This window comes from Halomonas sp. 18071143 (assembly GCF_019211725.1).
Classification (GTDB): domain Bacteria; phylum Pseudomonadota; class Gammaproteobacteria; order Pseudomonadales; family Halomonadaceae; genus Vreelandella; species Vreelandella stevensii.
Map to the genome: position 1 here is coordinate 3,565,296 of NZ_CP078120.1, position 14,806 is coordinate 3,580,101.

The 14,806-nt window shown below is 54.7% G+C and carries 13 protein-coding genes and 1 pseudogene; 7 read left to right on the top strand and 7 right to left on the bottom strand.

Annotated elements, in window-relative coordinates; all coding sequences use genetic code 11:
• Positions 1 to 157: 157 nt before the first annotated feature.
• Positions 158 to 1,042: a LysR substrate-binding domain-containing protein gene (locus KVY02_RS16705; protein ID WP_218313968.1), complete on the top strand. Its 885-nt coding sequence runs from the start codon at positions 158 to 160 to the stop codon at positions 1,040 to 1,042.
• A gap of 52 nt (positions 1,043 to 1,094) precedes the next feature.
• On the opposite strand, the gene KVY02_RS16710 is transcribed toward KVY02_RS16705, so the two are convergent.
• The 6 genes from KVY02_RS16710 to KVY02_RS16735 all read right to left on the bottom strand — a co-directional run bounded on the left by KVY02_RS16710 (position 1,095) and on the right by KVY02_RS16735 (position 7,227).
• Positions 1,095 to 1,877 (bottom strand): hypothetical protein, encoded by a 783-nt coding sequence (locus tag KVY02_RS16710; RefSeq protein WP_218313969.1) that lies wholly within the window; start codon positions 1,875 to 1,877, stop codon positions 1,095 to 1,097.
• An 18-nt stretch (positions 1,878 to 1,895) separates the two neighbouring features.
• On the bottom strand, positions 1,896 to 2,636 hold the full coding sequence (locus KVY02_RS16715; protein WP_218313970.1) for an SDR family NAD(P)-dependent oxidoreductase: 741 nt from the start codon (positions 2,634 to 2,636) through the stop codon (positions 1,896 to 1,898).
• 63 nt (positions 2,637 to 2,699) lie between these two features.
• Positions 2,700 to 3,488 carry an SDR family NAD(P)-dependent oxidoreductase gene (locus KVY02_RS16720; protein ID WP_218313971.1) on the bottom strand — a complete coding sequence of 263 codons (789 nt, stop codon included), beginning with the start codon at positions 3,486 to 3,488 and terminating at the stop codon, positions 2,700 to 2,702.
• The gene (locus KVY02_RS16725) at positions 3,485 to 4,849 is read right to left on the bottom strand and encodes an MFS transporter (protein ID WP_218313972.1); all 1,365 of its coding nucleotides are present in this window, start codon (positions 4,847 to 4,849) and stop codon (positions 3,485 to 3,487) included. The genes KVY02_RS16720 and KVY02_RS16725 overlap by 4 nt, the downstream gene beginning before the upstream one ends.
• Before the next feature lie 46 nt (positions 4,850 to 4,895).
• A complete protein-coding gene (locus KVY02_RS16730) occupies positions 4,896 to 5,777 on the bottom strand; it encodes a polysaccharide deacetylase family protein (RefSeq protein ID WP_218313973.1) in 882 nt (293 codons plus the stop codon).
• 427 nt (positions 5,778 to 6,204) lie between these two features.
• On the bottom strand, positions 6,205 to 7,227 hold the full coding sequence (locus KVY02_RS16735) for a GntR family transcriptional regulator (protein ID WP_218313974.1): 1,023 nt from the start codon (positions 7,225 to 7,227) through the stop codon (positions 6,205 to 6,207).
• A gap of 319 nt (positions 7,228 to 7,546) precedes the next feature.
• On the opposite strand from KVY02_RS16735, the gene KVY02_RS16740 reads away from it, so the two are divergent.
• Complete coding sequence (locus KVY02_RS16740; RefSeq protein ID WP_256357530.1) at positions 7,547 to 8,446, top strand: cytosine permease; 900 nt, start codon at positions 7,547 to 7,549, stop codon at positions 8,444 to 8,446.
• 31 nt (positions 8,447 to 8,477) lie between these two features.
• Here the strand turns inward: KVY02_RS16740 and KVY02_RS16745 are convergent.
• Positions 8,478 to 10,032 (bottom strand): annotated as a pseudogene (locus tag KVY02_RS16745) (IS3 family transposase).
• 83 nt (positions 10,033 to 10,115) lie between these two features.
• Between KVY02_RS16745 and KVY02_RS16750 the strand changes: the two are divergent.
• From KVY02_RS16750 to KVY02_RS16770, 5 genes are read left to right on the top strand one after another with little or no spacing between them, the layout of a single operon-like run.
• Complete coding sequence (locus KVY02_RS16750; protein WP_218313975.1) at positions 10,116 to 10,727, top strand: cytosine permease; 612 nt, start codon at positions 10,116 to 10,118, stop codon at positions 10,725 to 10,727.
• Between the two features lie 54 nt (positions 10,728 to 10,781).
• On the top strand, positions 10,782 to 12,146 hold the full coding sequence (locus tag KVY02_RS16755) for an amidase family protein (RefSeq protein WP_218313976.1): 1,365 nt from the start codon (positions 10,782 to 10,784) through the stop codon (positions 12,144 to 12,146).
• A gap of 39 nt (positions 12,147 to 12,185) precedes the next feature.
• The gene (locus tag KVY02_RS16760; protein WP_218313977.1) at positions 12,186 to 12,488 is read left to right on the top strand and encodes a hypothetical protein; all 303 of its coding nucleotides are present in this window, start codon (positions 12,186 to 12,188) and stop codon (positions 12,486 to 12,488) included.
• 43 nt (positions 12,489 to 12,531) lie between these two features.
• Positions 12,532 to 13,575: a CobW family GTP-binding protein gene (locus tag KVY02_RS16765; RefSeq protein WP_218313978.1), complete on the top strand. Its 1,044-nt coding sequence runs from the start codon at positions 12,532 to 12,534 to the stop codon at positions 13,573 to 13,575.
• Entirely contained in the window at positions 13,568 to 14,791 is a 1,224-nt protein-coding gene (locus tag KVY02_RS16770; RefSeq protein ID WP_218313979.1) for an ABC transporter substrate-binding protein, read from the top strand. The genes KVY02_RS16765 and KVY02_RS16770 overlap by 8 nt, the downstream gene beginning before the upstream one ends.
• Positions 14,792 to 14,806: the final 15 nt, after the last annotated feature.

Here is a 14,806-nt window from a genome sequence, read left to right on the forward strand (position 1 = left end):
TCAATGCATGCCAAAAAGGAATGCGTAAAGGCTTTTATAAAGAGCGGCGAGCACTGGATGCGCAATAGCATGGCGCCCAAGGGAGCCCTTTGGTAGGGTGGGATTCCTTACCGTCATTCCGCCGAGTGACGCTTGCCCAGGAGCGCCCGCGTTCACCATGCGCAACCTTCCTTCCATCACCGCCATGCAGTGCTTCGAAGCGGCCGCCCGCCACATGAGCTTCACCCGGGCCGCCGATGAGCTGAACCTGACCCAGAGTGCGGTCAGTAAACAGGTGGCACAGCTGGAAACCACCCTGGAGCACAAGCTGTTTCGCCGGGTACGCCGCAGCCTGCTGCTGACCCCCGAAGGGGCGATTTTCCTGAGCGATGTGCGCAAGGTGCTGACCCAGATCGAGATGTCCACCCAGGCCATCATGACGTACAGCGGCCACAGCGAAGTGCTCAACATCGCCACCCTGCCCAGCTTCGGCAGCCGCTGGCTGGCCAACAAGCTGCCCTCGTTCATGGCGGCGCATCCAAACATCAGCCTGGCGTTTCACGACCGCGTCGAGGATTTCGACCTGGAGCAGGAGAACATCGACATTGCCCTCTTGTATGGGCACGGCAGCTGGCCCAATCTGGCCTGCCACAAGCTGGCCGACGACCTCATGGTCGCCGTCGCCTCCCCGACCTGGCTGGCCCAGCACCCCATTCATTCACTCGACGATTTGACCCAGCGGCCGCTGCTGCACCTTTCGACCCGCCCGGATGCCTGGCACCACTGGTTTGCCAGCCAGCACGTCATGACCGAGCGCAGCTACCACGGCACCCGTTTCGAAACCTTCCCCATGCTGGTCAGAACCGCCATGGCAGGCGGCGGCGTGGCACTGGTGCCCCACTTCACCGTGGATGAAGAGCTGGAGAGCCAACGGCTCGCCCTGGCATGGCCCTACCAACTGCTCAGCCGCAACGCTTACTACCTCGTCTACCCCGAACACCTGGGAGAACTCGCCAAGGTGCGCCGCTTTGTGGAGCATGTGGTGCCTTTTGGGGAGGGATAAGGCTTTACCGATACTTAGTTTTTAAGCATGCTCATTGAGCAACGATTATGAACTACTCTATCTTTCTCGATTTCGACATATAAGCGCACAAGCAGGCGCTCACCAACACTGACAACATCAGCGAGACAGAGAAAGCCGCCAAAGGATGCAAAACTTGCACACCAACACTCAAAGCTGCGCTGAAAGCCACCAGGCTAATCATTCCAACCTGTGTATTTGCCAACGTAGCGCGTGCCATTTCAACGCCATATCGCTTATGAAGTGTTAGTGCTATCGTCAACATACCTATAGGAAAACTTAATACAACACCAGAAACAACAGGGTCGAAGTCAACTAATAGTGCCGTTACTACACAGACAATCCCTCCTGCCAGCACACCACGCACCAATAGATCCCGAAAGAACACTGGAGCTGAAACAATTTGGGTAGAAAGGTCGATAGACTTTATGTACCACTGTGAGAAAAACAGCATCAGTCCAAACAGTGTCAATGCCAGAAAGATGCCGCCTGGCAGGTGATTAGCCATCAATGCCGTTAACAGCCAAACAAAACCAGACAAAATGACACTCAATAAAGCCCCCAAGCGAGGAGCAAGAAGAACGTAGCCAAGGCAGAACATCAATGTCGCCAGCATCGCTTGTAAAGAGCCAAGCGACGCATTAGCCACAAATTGTTCAGATTGCTCCTGAATCATCAAAAAGTAGCCAGGCCCCAGTACTATGGGCATACCCGCCAGCACGCCTCCGATCTTGGGGCCCAGACGAACGGCGGCTAGCGATACACAGACCACTACCAGAGTGGTGGAAAACCACTTTATAAACATCATGGTGAGCATGAGTATATTCTCAGCCCGCTACATGACGTCGCCGCTGTTGGGTCCCAGCGTCTGCCCGAGGTAGAGGTCCCCATCGGGGGAGGCGGCAAGCATGAGTGCCGTGGGAGCGACTTCTTCGGCTTTTCCAAACCGACCTAGAGGAAGTTCGGCCTCTTTATTGGCAATCCACTCTTTACTAAGCCCCTCTAACATCGGCGTCAAAATAGGCCCTGGGGCGATGGCGTTGGTCAGAATCCCATAAGGTGCCAACTCTCTCGCCATCGATTTCGTTAGCCCTAGTAACCCAGCTTTCGCGGAGCAGTAGTGAGATAAACCCACACCTCCTTTGAGCGCTAACTGGGAAGCGATATTGATGATCCGACCGCTTTTCCGTTTCACCATCTCCGCGGCAACATAACGCCCCACCAGAAAAGAACCGCGCAGGTTAATTCTGATCATGTGATCGAACGTCTCGGCAGACATCTCCAGGAACGGCGTTTCATCCAGGATACCAGCACAATTGACCAGCACATCAATAGCTTGATGATGGCGTACTACCTCATCCACCATCTGCTGCACAGAAGTTTCATCAGCGACATCGACACGATGATGCGTTGCACTGCCTCCAAACAGTAAAGCCATTTGTTCACATGCGTCACGATTGCGGTCAGCCAAGGCAATGGTGGCGCCTTGTGCATGAAAACACTCTGCGATGGCTCGGCCGATACCGCTAGCACTACCCACGACGAGGGCAACTTTTCCCTGAAGTTTTTTAGACATAAGGATTACTCAGCTTAATAGATAAAAGAAGCGAGGAGCTCTCCTCGCTTCATAGGCAGCCAATTAGCTTGGCCAACGCACGGTCAAGCCACCATCGACCACCAGTTGCTGACCTGTTATGTAGGCTGCATCGTCACTACTTAAAAAGCGTACGGTACGGGCAGCTTCATCGGCATATCCCACACGCCCTAAGGGAATCGATTTACCAGCTGCCGCCAAGCCATCAGGCCCTAGCGAGTTGACGGGATCCAACGACTGAGGAGTCTCTATTAACCCTGGAATCAGGGTATTCACACGAATACCACGTGGAGCAAGCTCAACCGCGAGCGATTTTACCAAGCCGGCCAAGCCGCTTTTGGCTGCCGCATAATGGGCGTGGTTATCCCATCCATATACGCCACCTGCGATAGAAGAAATGGCCACCATAGCGCCCCCTTCCTGCATCAACGCTGAAGCGCTACGGAACACTCGCATCACGCCCGTCAAGTCGACTGATAGCATGTCGTCCCATGCCTGATCAGTCAGCTCCTCCAAGGGTGCTTGGCGAAGAATGCCCGCACCGGCCACAACGATGTGCAGAGCCCCAAAGGTGTCGATGGCCGTCTGCGCGAAGTGGTTGCATTGATTGGCATCTCGCACATCCAAGGCAACCGCCACACACTCACCGCCAATGGCTTTTACTGCGGACACCGTTTCCTCTACATCATGGGGATCGTTCGGATAGTAGCCTGCCACTACCTTGACACCAGCCTTGGCATAGCAGACGGCAAGAGCTTGGCCAATGCCACTAGCGGCACCTGAGATGATCGCCACTTTGCCTGCCAAACCATCGTCGCGCGTTAATAGACTCATGCCACCGCCTCCTTTATTAGATCATTTTCGAGGTGATCCACATGGCGTGTACCAAACATCAACAAGCCACTAAGAACCAATGGTAAAGAGCCTGCTAAAATCCCTGCCCAGGTCATACTGACACCCGCAGCCAATAGTATGGACACTAAGCCAGAGCCAATAATTGCGCCTACCGGAGCCATTACGTGGGCTACGTTAGTCCCCGTGCCACGAACGTGAGCAGGGAAAGATTCGCCCATATAGAACAAGATGGCAGCAAAAGGACCAAGCAAGAAAAACAGCGTGATGGCATACATCATGTAGATAAAGCTGTCATTTGCCGGGCCAACCAACATAACGATGCTGGCCAAACCACCTAGCAGGAACCCCACCAGAACGGTACTGCGACGACCCACTCGATCCCCCATCCAGCCATGGCTGAGGTACCCCACAAAACCTACTGCGTTAGCCAGAATCAACACATAAAGAGAGTTTTCAAAACTAACTCCTTTCGCCTCTACCAATACCGTGGTGCCCAGTACTGCGAAGACCTGAATGGCCATCCAACTGAACAGCCAGACCAATGAGAGCGAGATGGTATGGCGGCGCAACTCTGGTGCAAAAACACCCTTTAGTCCCAGATTATTGCCAGTATTTACCTCGATATCTTGCTCAGCAGCCAATTTTGCTGCGCCAGCTGTATCTCCAGCCTTGCGACGGCGCTCTACTTCTTTAATAGCTGCAAACACAGGCGATTCAGGCAACTTTAGCGCCATTACAATAACGATAATCGAGGCACAAGCAGCAACAAAGAAGCTCCCGCGCCAGCCCACGATGGGTAATAACAGAGAGGTCATACCTGCCGCCAGCAGCGCCCCTACGGGCCAACCACTCTGTACCAGGCTGTACATGAAGCCACGACCTTTGGCCTTCTTGTAGATCTCATTGAGATAAACAGCATTTACGACCTCTTCCGAAACCGCAAAGCCCGAGAAGGCGCGGATAATCACCATCGAAGCCGCTCCCATGGCGACGCCCGATAGCCCAGAGCTCACTGCCCCACCGATGACCAGTAAAATCAGCGTTTTCTTACGACCATAACGATCGAGCATAAAGCCGACGACCAGAGACACCAGGAATACACCTATCGTCGCAAAGGTATTAATAGCCGTGGCTTTAGCCGCACTCCAACCAAAATCCTCGGCAATGACAGGAAGTAATGTTCCAAACAGGGTGTAGTCGTAAACCGACGCCACCCAGGCAATAAAACAGACCAGCGACGCATAACCAATCTGCTTTTTGGTGATGACTGCATTCCAGGGTTCGTCAGCGTGCTGACTTGCCTCGGCAGTCGTACTTGAGTTTGGCTCGGCCATCGACATCACCCTCTTTTCAATTATCGTTTTTTATTGAAGATGCTTATCAGCATCAGCTACGCGGGTTGCGCTTGGCGAAGTCATCAGCGATCTCATCGAAGGTGCAAAAGCGCACACCCTCATGGCTCTGCATGTACTCAATCAGTCGCTCGAGCATCATCAACACTTGAGGACGGCCCGATACATCCGGGTGGATGGTCATGGTGAACACCGCGTAATCGTTCTCGCGGTAAACCCAATCAAACTGGTCTTGCCACATTTCACCTAAATGACGCGGGCTAACAAAACCATGGCTGTTGGGCGACTTTTTGATGAACATCATTGGCGGGAGGTCATCGAGATACCAGTTGGCAGGAATCTCGATAAGGTCGGTTTCCTCACCGCGGACCAACGGTTTCATCCATTCCTTAGCGGGCTTGGAGTAATCGATCTTGGTCCAGGAGTCACCGACACGGACGTAGTAAGGATGGAAGTCATTATGCATCAAGCTGTGGTCATACTTGATACCACGCTCGAGAAGCAGTTCATTGGTCACCGGGCTAAACTCCCACCACGGAGCCACATAGCCTGTTGGCCGCTTACCCGATAGCTTGGTCACGAGGTCGATGTTGTAATCAAGCACGTCCCGCTCTTGCTCTCGTGTCATCGCGATAGGATTTTCATGGCTATAGCCATGTACCCCCACCTCGTGGCCTGCATCAACGACGGCCTTCATCTGCTCCGGGAAGGTCTCGATACTGTGGCCGGGAATGAACCAGGTCGTTTTCAGGTTATAACGCTCAAAGAGCTTGAGCAGGCGTGGCGCGCCCACTTCACCAGCAAATAAGCCACGGGAAATGTCGTCGGGCGAATCCTCGCCACCGTAAGACCCCAGCCAACCAGCAACGGCATCGACGTCAACTCCGAAGGCGCAGAGAATCTCTTTTTTAGCCATTTTGAACACCTCATTATTGGTATTTGGATATGGTGTGCTTGCAGCAGGCGGATGGTCACTGCCATCAAACGCACAAATTGCAGATTGGACACAAAGGTCATTTATGTCAACAAGGCATTATTGACTACCCAAAATGCTCACTCCACCATTGACAGATGCACCAAAAAAGCCAAAAATCGCCACAAAACCATAAAAAATAAGAAAAATGCTTATAAATTCACAAATAATGCTTGTAGAAAAAAGGACTGCCTGGTGCAACATATTCAGAAGGGAAGGATAGAAAATAGTTGAATGCCCCAAAAAAGAGCATTTTTTTGACTAAAGAATCCATGTGACGTTTATGCAGATGATGCCAGCCTACTCAGCAATGCTCTGAACACAAGTATCTTGCGTATGACCAGGGCAGCACGGGCTGGCGGAGAAAGGGTCAAGTAATTTTAAGCAGGTACGGCGGGAGGTCTGGCTCGGGAAAAACGGACAAGACCTTCAAACGGCGCCGAGTACGTTCGGCAGCCGCCTGGAGATGCGCCTGCAAGCTTGAGGCAGCAGCATCGAAAGCACCAAACAAAAGATGGTCAAGCACCAGCTGATGCTCCCTCAAAAGCGGCTCGTTCGGAGGGACGCCAACCGTCTGAAAAAACATCCGATTCACGATGACCGGTAGTTGGCTCTGAGCAATCATCTCGCAAGCTTTACGGTTTCTGTAATAGCGCAGACATCTCTGATGCAGATCTTGCTCAAGAGAGGTGATCGACTCCGCATTCTGCAGCTCAGGATGCTCGATCAAACGCTGAATATTTGCCTTCATAACCTCTAGTTCAGCTTTATCCAGCATAGGTCCTGACGCTCTAAGCGCAGCAGGTTCAAGCAGCGCACGAATTTCGAAATCTTCAGCCACAGCCTGGGCAGTCAGCGGACCCGCCAACCAATGGGAGTAATTATCCTTTTCGACCAGCCTCTGATTACGAAGGCGCCCCAGCACTTGCCGGGCAACGGTGCGGCTGACGCCATAATATTCGCTGAGCGCCGACTCGATGATACGGAAATGGCCAAAGGCCAGGCAGGAAGCAACTGCCTCCTCTACCTCGGCATAAATACGATCAGAGATCGGCCGGGCATCGATTTGAGACTTGTAATCTGCGGTCAAACCTAGCATGTCGGGCGTCAGCGTCTGACGCTCTGGCGTGACCGCTTCGGGCTCGGACGTCGCCAAAAAACCACGCCCCTCGAAACGGCTGATCACACCTTCTTGATGCAACAGTTCAAGCGCCTTGCGCACAGGCCCGCGACTGGTTCCATAAATCTTCGCTAGCGGGCCCTCAAGCAACACCAGGCTCGGCGGCAAACGCTGAGACAGAATGGCATCACGTAACGACTCTTGAATCTGGGCATAGCGAGGCACTTGCCCTTCTTGAACGCTGTCAGAACTATCATCAATGGTCAGAACCACACCCTCCACAAACCCATCCTTCCCTGGTGATTGTCAATCCCTGCTTACTCAGCTCCAACCAAGCAAAGGCACATGTAGATTGTTACATCTTAACACTTCCTGCTTTGACTTTTGAGCGGGCCAACCGCAACACATAAACAATCAAATTATTCATTTAAAAACAACAATTTAAGCTCAAAAATAGGCATTTCCGCCAAAGATCTTCAGTTACTCGCTTGCCTAATAATGCCTTTTGTATCCATACTTCATTTTAAAATAATGAAAAATAAGCACGCCATTGTCTCCAAAACTGACTGCCAACAATTCAGAGGAACACTCAATGGGATCTTCACGAAGCACCAACGCATCCGCCGTACCAGACAGCGGCCAGCAGAGTTTGCTGGAAGCCTCGATCTTGCCGGTCTGGCTCAATCAACGAACGATCGGTTTCTTTGGTTTCATCTGGCTATGGATAGGGATGGCCGTCATCATTGCCACCTTCCAACTCGGCGCAGGGGGTGTTGCTGGCCTACCACTGATTCAGGTCGTGACCATCATCTTCTTTGCCAACCTTGTACTTGGCATCGTCATGAGCCTCACCGCTGACATAGGAACAGAACACGGACTCTCTTTTGCCGTTTATCTACGTGCCCCCTTTGGGCTCAAAGGTACGCATCTTCCTGCCGTCTCCCGAGGGGTAGTGGCCGCTATCTGGTTCGGTGTCCAAACGTATCTTGGCGCTCTGGCCCTCAACGGGATTGTCGAGTACCTATGGGGATTTGATAACTGGATAGTGTGGTATGTACTTTTCGCGGTCGTGCAGATCGTGAACACTGCTCTCGGTATCCGTGCCGTCGAGTTACTAGCCTCAATTGCAGCCCCATGCATCGTCGCCATCTCCGTATGGATGTATTTCACGCTCAACGTGTTAGCCGAAACCAACGGCGTCAACATCTGGACGTTCGTTGGCGATCAACCAGTAGTGCCTTTAGCGCTATTCTTCGCCAACATGGCTTTCTGGTCAGCTCTAGCGGTCGATATCCCCAACCTGACTCGCTTCCTACGCACCCCTGGAGGTGAGCGCAGCTTTTTCGCCCGTAATCGCAACGTCTTCGTCGCGCAGTTCCTGGCGTTACCTGCCACTCAGGCCTGGGTCGCGTTGATTGGTGGCGTATCCTTTATCGCAGCAGGCGACTGGAACCCCATCACCGTCATTCAAGGCCAGGGGGGTGGCCGGTAACTGTCAAGGTATCTGTCGCCCTGTTTGATTTTTATGCAGCTATTTTCTCTACCTCCCTAACTACTCGGCGCTCTGGGTTTAGCGATACTAATGTCACAGGATGCCAGTTGCGGGTGTCCCCACTCCAGCGCTCAGGATGCACAGCTCTGGCTGCAAGGTTGAGGGCATGTCTCTTGGCCAATATGACTTTGTCTTCTCCTGTGTGGCGCTGCATCGGCGTCACGAAGCGGATAGCACTGTGGCGGTGCTCATAGTTGTACCACTGGACGAAGCCGTGCACCCAACGCTGGGCAGCTGATAGGTCAGCGAAGCCACTGACAGGGTAGTTCGGCACATACTTGCAGGTGCGGAACAGAGCCTCGGAGAAGGCGTTATCGTTGCTCACACGCGGTCGACTGAACGAAGGCTGGATCTGCAGATCTCTCAGCTTCTCAAGCAAGGTAATGCCTTTGAAGGGGCTGCCGTTATCTGCGTGCAGCACCAGAGGCTGGCCTACCATGTTTTCGGCCAGCACGGCTCGCTCAATGACACGGCGTGAGTTAGCTGCAGACTCCCAGAAAGGCTTCCCAGCCCACGACTTTACGGCTGAAGATGTCGAGGATCATCACCAGATAGTAGTAGGTACCCTTGGCTGGCCCAGGAAGCCAGGTGCAGTCCCAGGACCACACCTGGTTGGGGGCGGTTGCTGTATGTGTAGTCGGCGCTGGCTGTGATTTGCGGGCTTTGGCGCGTCCCCGGTGTGCCAGCTGGTACCATGTTTACGCAGCACTCGATAAAAGCTCGATACGGAGGCAATGTAACGCTGCTCTTCATCCATCAGCCGAATAACAATTTGATCCGGCGGTAAAGCAGCAAACTCGTCACGGTGGCATTGCCTCAAGATCTCGGCCTCTTCTTCTGGGGTCAGCGCATTAGCGGGGGCTGGGCGTTCGGCTAAAGGGCGTTTGTCGCCTGTTAGCTTTCCCGCCTGCATCCAGCGTTGGTGAGTCCGGATAGAAATCCCGACAACTTCACAGGCAGCCGCCAAGGTGGCGCCCTCGTTGCAGGCAACAGCAATCAGCTCTACGGCATGTTGGCGATCCTCGATGCTGATCATGACTCCTCGTCCCCAGATCGCCCGTGCTTTTTGACAGCGTCAGCAGTGCAGCTGTCTCCGCGAGTGCTGTGTTCTTGCGCTGTAGCTCTCGTTCCAGCTCTTTGATCCGCTTGCGCTGCTGCTTGGCTTCATCCGCTTCTCGACGGCGGTCCTCATGGGACAAGCTGGCGGCTTGTTCGCAGTCATGACGCCAGCGTTGCAGCTGCTCGGGATACAGTCCCCGTTGACGACAATAGGCAGCAACGTCTTCGGTGTTCATCGCTGCGGTCTCAACCACCGCTGCAAACTTGTCTCGGGACGACCAGCCGGTCGTACCCTGGTCACTTGCATCGGGCAGGCAGCGTCCCTCCGCACGGGCTTCTTTACGCCACTTGTAAACAGTTGCTGGCGAGATCCCCTCCTGCCGAGCGACCTCTTCTACGCTTTGGTTATAAGGCGGTAACAGCTTGGCCACAGCGGCCTGACGTCGCTCATCGGAATAGCGAGGCATACAGATCTCCAAACGCCCCTGAATATTTAAGAGAGTGTAACAAGGGACACGACATCAATCCTGACAGAGGGGGTGGCTTCACCATGGTGGCTCTACTAGCCATGGTGATATTGGCGCAATGGTCTACCAACAATGCCGCCAACTTGATTCCAGCCGCCCTCACCTTCGTCAATGCCGGAGCACCTCGCATCAGCTATCCTGTTGCGCTGGTCATCGCAGGCATCATCGGCACCGCTTCCATGCCTTGGCTGATTCTGAACAATCTGTTTACCTTCCTCAGCTACTATGGCGCGGTACTCTCCGCCGTTGGCGGGATTATGGTCGCGGATTACTACATTTTGCGACGCCGCCGCCTTAATGTACCCGCACTGTACGACCCAGCAGGCCAGTTTCGGTTTTTCAATGGCTTCAATCCCGCAGGCATGATCGCCTGGCTGGCCGGCGGAGTCATGGCACTGATATTCCTGCAGTACGCCTATGCCGTTGGCTTCATCACCGCGCTGGTGGTGTACGTGTTGCTGATGAAAACCTGGATTCTGCGTCGCTACCCCCAAGAAGAACTGGATAGCAATTTTGATGATCGTTTTCTGGCCACATCGGTAGGGCTTAATTGGGTCTACACCGAACAGAAACGCTTCGAGCGACTGACTGTAGACGATATCCCGGCCTCAGCACTCAAGCGTGAAGATCGCTAAGCGGGCTGTCGCCATCACTAGAGCGCCAGTCGGCCAATTCGGGGACTGTTTATCATGACCGATTACCCAAGCACTGCCTTTGCCATCGGCGAAGCCATCCGGCGTGGCCAGTTAGACCCTATCGAGCTGACACGTCAACGTTTGGCAGCGGCAAAAGAGAGTGACGCCGTTTTTATAACGATCACTCCGGAACGCGCCATGTTCGAGGCTGAGGCTGCTGCGCGTCGCCAAGCGCTAGGGGCTTCGCTAGGGCCGCTTGACGGGGTTCCTATCGCCTGGAAGGATCTGTTCGATATTGCAGGGACGGTAACGACTGCTGGCAGCCGAGTGCTCACTGAAAAGCCCGCTCGGTACGATGCCAAAGCCGTGCGCCATGCGTCAGCGGCGGGTATGATCTGTCTGGGCAAGACCAACCTGACGGAGTTGGCCTACTCAGGCCTGGGGCTGAACCCCCACTATGGCACACCCCACCATACGCCGGGCACGGGAGAACCAAGGGCGCCTGGCGGCTCCAGTTCTGGCTCTGCTGTAGCCGTCGCCAAAGGCATCGTTCCTGCGGCAATAGGCACCGATACGGCGGGCTCGCTGCGCGTGCCTGCCGCCTTTAATGGCTTGACCTCCTATCGCCCATCTCAGGCTCGCCATCATCGGCAAGGCGTTACTCCTCTTGCCCACAGTCTGGACACCATAGGCGTCATCGCAACGTGCCTCGAAGACTGCCTTGCTATCGACGATGCTATGCGAGGAGAAGCCACCACCACGCGAGCGAGTGCTGACCCCGAACGCACGGTCATCTTACTGGATACCGCCTATCTGGACGACGAACGTATCGAAGAAGCTGTGCGGCAAAACCTCGAGCGCAGCGCCGAAACACTTTCCAATGCGGGCTTTCACGTGGTCAGACGAGCACTAGGAAGTGTTAGCGACACCCTCGACCTCATTCAACACCACGGCTGGCTCGGCGCGGCAGAAGCGTACACCGAGTACCGAGCACTACTGGAAAGTGACGCGGCTGACGCGATGGACCCAAGAGTTCGGCAGCGATTATTGAGTGCGCAGAAGATGACACCCAACAACATAGTGACGCTTTATCGCCAGCGCCGAGCCCTTCAAGCGCAACTGCGCCATGAACTCGCCGGGGCAATGCTACTCTCCCCCACGGTGGCTCACACGGCTCCACTTCTTGCCCCGCTGACAGATGACTCGGCGCGTTTCGCTGAAGTGAATCTCGCCACGCTGCGATTAAGCATGGTAGCAAGCCTACTTGACTCGCCTGCAATGGCGCTGCCCAGCGGTATTAACGAGAGCCAGCAACACACCAGCATTCAGCTATCGGCTCCTTGCGGAGAGGATGAAGCACTGATGAGTGTAGCGCTCGCCGCCAGCACTCACTTGAGATGCGCCATCCACTCCCAATAGGCCCATGGGAAAGCTGGAACCACTGTTAAAGGAACTGTTATGTGCGGACTATGCGGCGTATTCGGCGGTGAAAACCACTGGAGCACCCACATCGAAGATCCTGAGCAGGCGCACTACGAGCGCCGCCGTGCCAGGGCCTACCGAGCAGAACTCATCAACCGCGTGCTTAAGCCGCATCGTTTAGTGCTTGAGGATTTTCAGGCATCCAGCTTCGTGATTGCCAGCGCAACCGGCAAGCGCGAGATGGTTCAGGATCTAGGAGGTATCTGGCGCCAGGCCGAACTGATGACCGGGAACGATATCGATCCGTTGGATGCCAATTTCCTAGCATCGTTAAGCTAACGCAACGCAATTTCCAAGCCCTGCATCAGTAAGGAGCCGATCAATGAACGACAAGACGCCGCTGCTTCCGGTTCACGTGATATCCGGTTTTCTGGGCAGTGGCAAAACCACCTTGCTCAAATCGGTGCTGGCCAGCGAAGACTTTGGCGATAGCGCCGTGCTGATCAACGAGTTCGGCGACGTAGGCCTGGACAACCGCCTACTGGGCGACATCGCCGAGGATGCTGTACTACTCTCCAGTGGCTGTGTGTGCTGCACCATCCGGGGCGAGCTCTCTGATGCGTTAAGGCGTTTGATGTCACAACGGCAAGACGGTGAAATACCGCCCTTCAAACGCATCATCCTGGAAACCACAGGCCTGGCCGACCCAGGCCCCATTGCTTCCACGATCACTGCCGACCCTGTGCTGCGTCACCACCTGCGTCCAGGTACAAATCTCACGCTGGTCGACGCACTCAATGCCACCGCCAGCCGAAAGCTCCATCCAGTATGGGAATCCCAGGTGGCCGCTGCCGACAAACTCGTCATCAGCAAGATCGACCTGGTCGATCAAACCCAGCTTGATGCGGTTCAGAGCCTGATTGACACGATCAACCCGGCAGCACAGCAATTGGGGCAGGAAGCCTTGAGCCAGGCCAGTGATGCGCTTTTCAGCAGCGGCCCTCATATTGACCACTACAGCTACGCGGAGGTAAAAACATGGCTTGGCCCCTGGCGTAAACCGCCAACCCCTGACACCTCTGCTCATCTTGGCGGTGCTCAATCATTCCGACTCTGTTTCGATGGCGAAGTGGACTGGACGTGCTTTGGCCTTTGGCTCTCGATGCTGCTCAACCGTCATGGTAGCCACATCATGCGGGTCAAAGGCGTGCTGCATGTAAAAGGAGATACCCGGCCAGTGGTCATACACGGTGTTCAGCACACCATTCATCCCCCCGAACACGTGGATGCCTGGCCTCAAAATGACCGTATTTCAGAGCTAATTTTCATCACTCATGGCATCTCCGCCAAACGCGTGACAGACTCGCTGAATACCTTCATGAATGCCGTTAGCCACCACCCAAGCCCCAGGATATTCCATGCATGACGCTGCATCACCCAAACCTCTGGCCATGCCCTATGTGCAGCGAGGCCCCGTTACCCTGAGAGTCCTCGGCACCTCGGTCACACTGCTTGAAAGCATTCGTAAGCGGGCTCGGGAAGACTTGGGCTTGCGGCTCACTTTCGAGGTGCTCGATGGTGTAGCCGCTCAGCAAGCGGGGGTGCTCACGCCTGACAGCTTCGATATCTATGATCAATGGTTTCACAACGTAGACTTCGTATGGCCCGCTAACGCGATTCAACCCATTCAAGTAGAGCGCATTAAATACTGGGACATGATCAACGATCTTCCCAAGACAGGCAGATTGACGCCCCATGCGCCCCTAGGGGCAGGCAGTAATCCGGTCAACCTTCTCTATGTTCAACCCGATGGCAGCTACGGCTCACGCCCCAGCGGACATATCACCATGCTCCCTGTTAGCCACAACGTAGACAGCTTCGGTTATCGCACCGACATGTTGCCCAAAGGACTGGACATCCACCAAGAGAGCTGGAGCTGGTTGCTGGATAAACGCTGGAAAGGCATGGTCAGCCTGCAAAATGACAGCGCCATCGGCGCCATTGACGCCGCGCTGGCAGCCAAAGCTGCCGGCTTGGTCGAGTTCGAAGACCTGGGCAATCTCAATCTGGCAGAGATCGACAGCCTGATTGACTGCCTTATCCACCTCAAACGCCAGCATCACTTTCGCGCCTTCTGGAGCAATCAGGACCAAGCCTCTTCCGATATGGTGCGTGGCCGGGTCGGCATCGAAAGCCTATGGTCGCCCGCCATGACGGATCTTAAAAAGCGCAATATCAAGGTGCGCATGGCAGCACCTTCAGAAGGCTATCGCGCCTGGTACGGCGGTATGTCCATCTCACGACATGTGAACGGGCGCACGCTAGATGCCGCCTATGATTACCTCAACTGGTGGATTTCGGGGTGGCCCGGCTCCGTCATGGCCCGCCAGGGCTATTACATCTCCACCCCCGAGCTGACCCGCCCTCACCTTTCCGCAGCAGAATGGGACTTCTGGTATGGTGGCCAACCTGCTGCCAAGGACCTCCCCGGCCCCGATGGCACATCAGACCTGATCCACCGAGGCGAAATTCGCGACGGCGGAGACTACCAGACAAGAATGAGCCGCATCGCTGTATGGAATACTGTCATGGACGAGCATAACTATTTAGTCAGGCGCTGGAACGACTTTATGTCAGCTTGAGCCGTGTGTTTGATC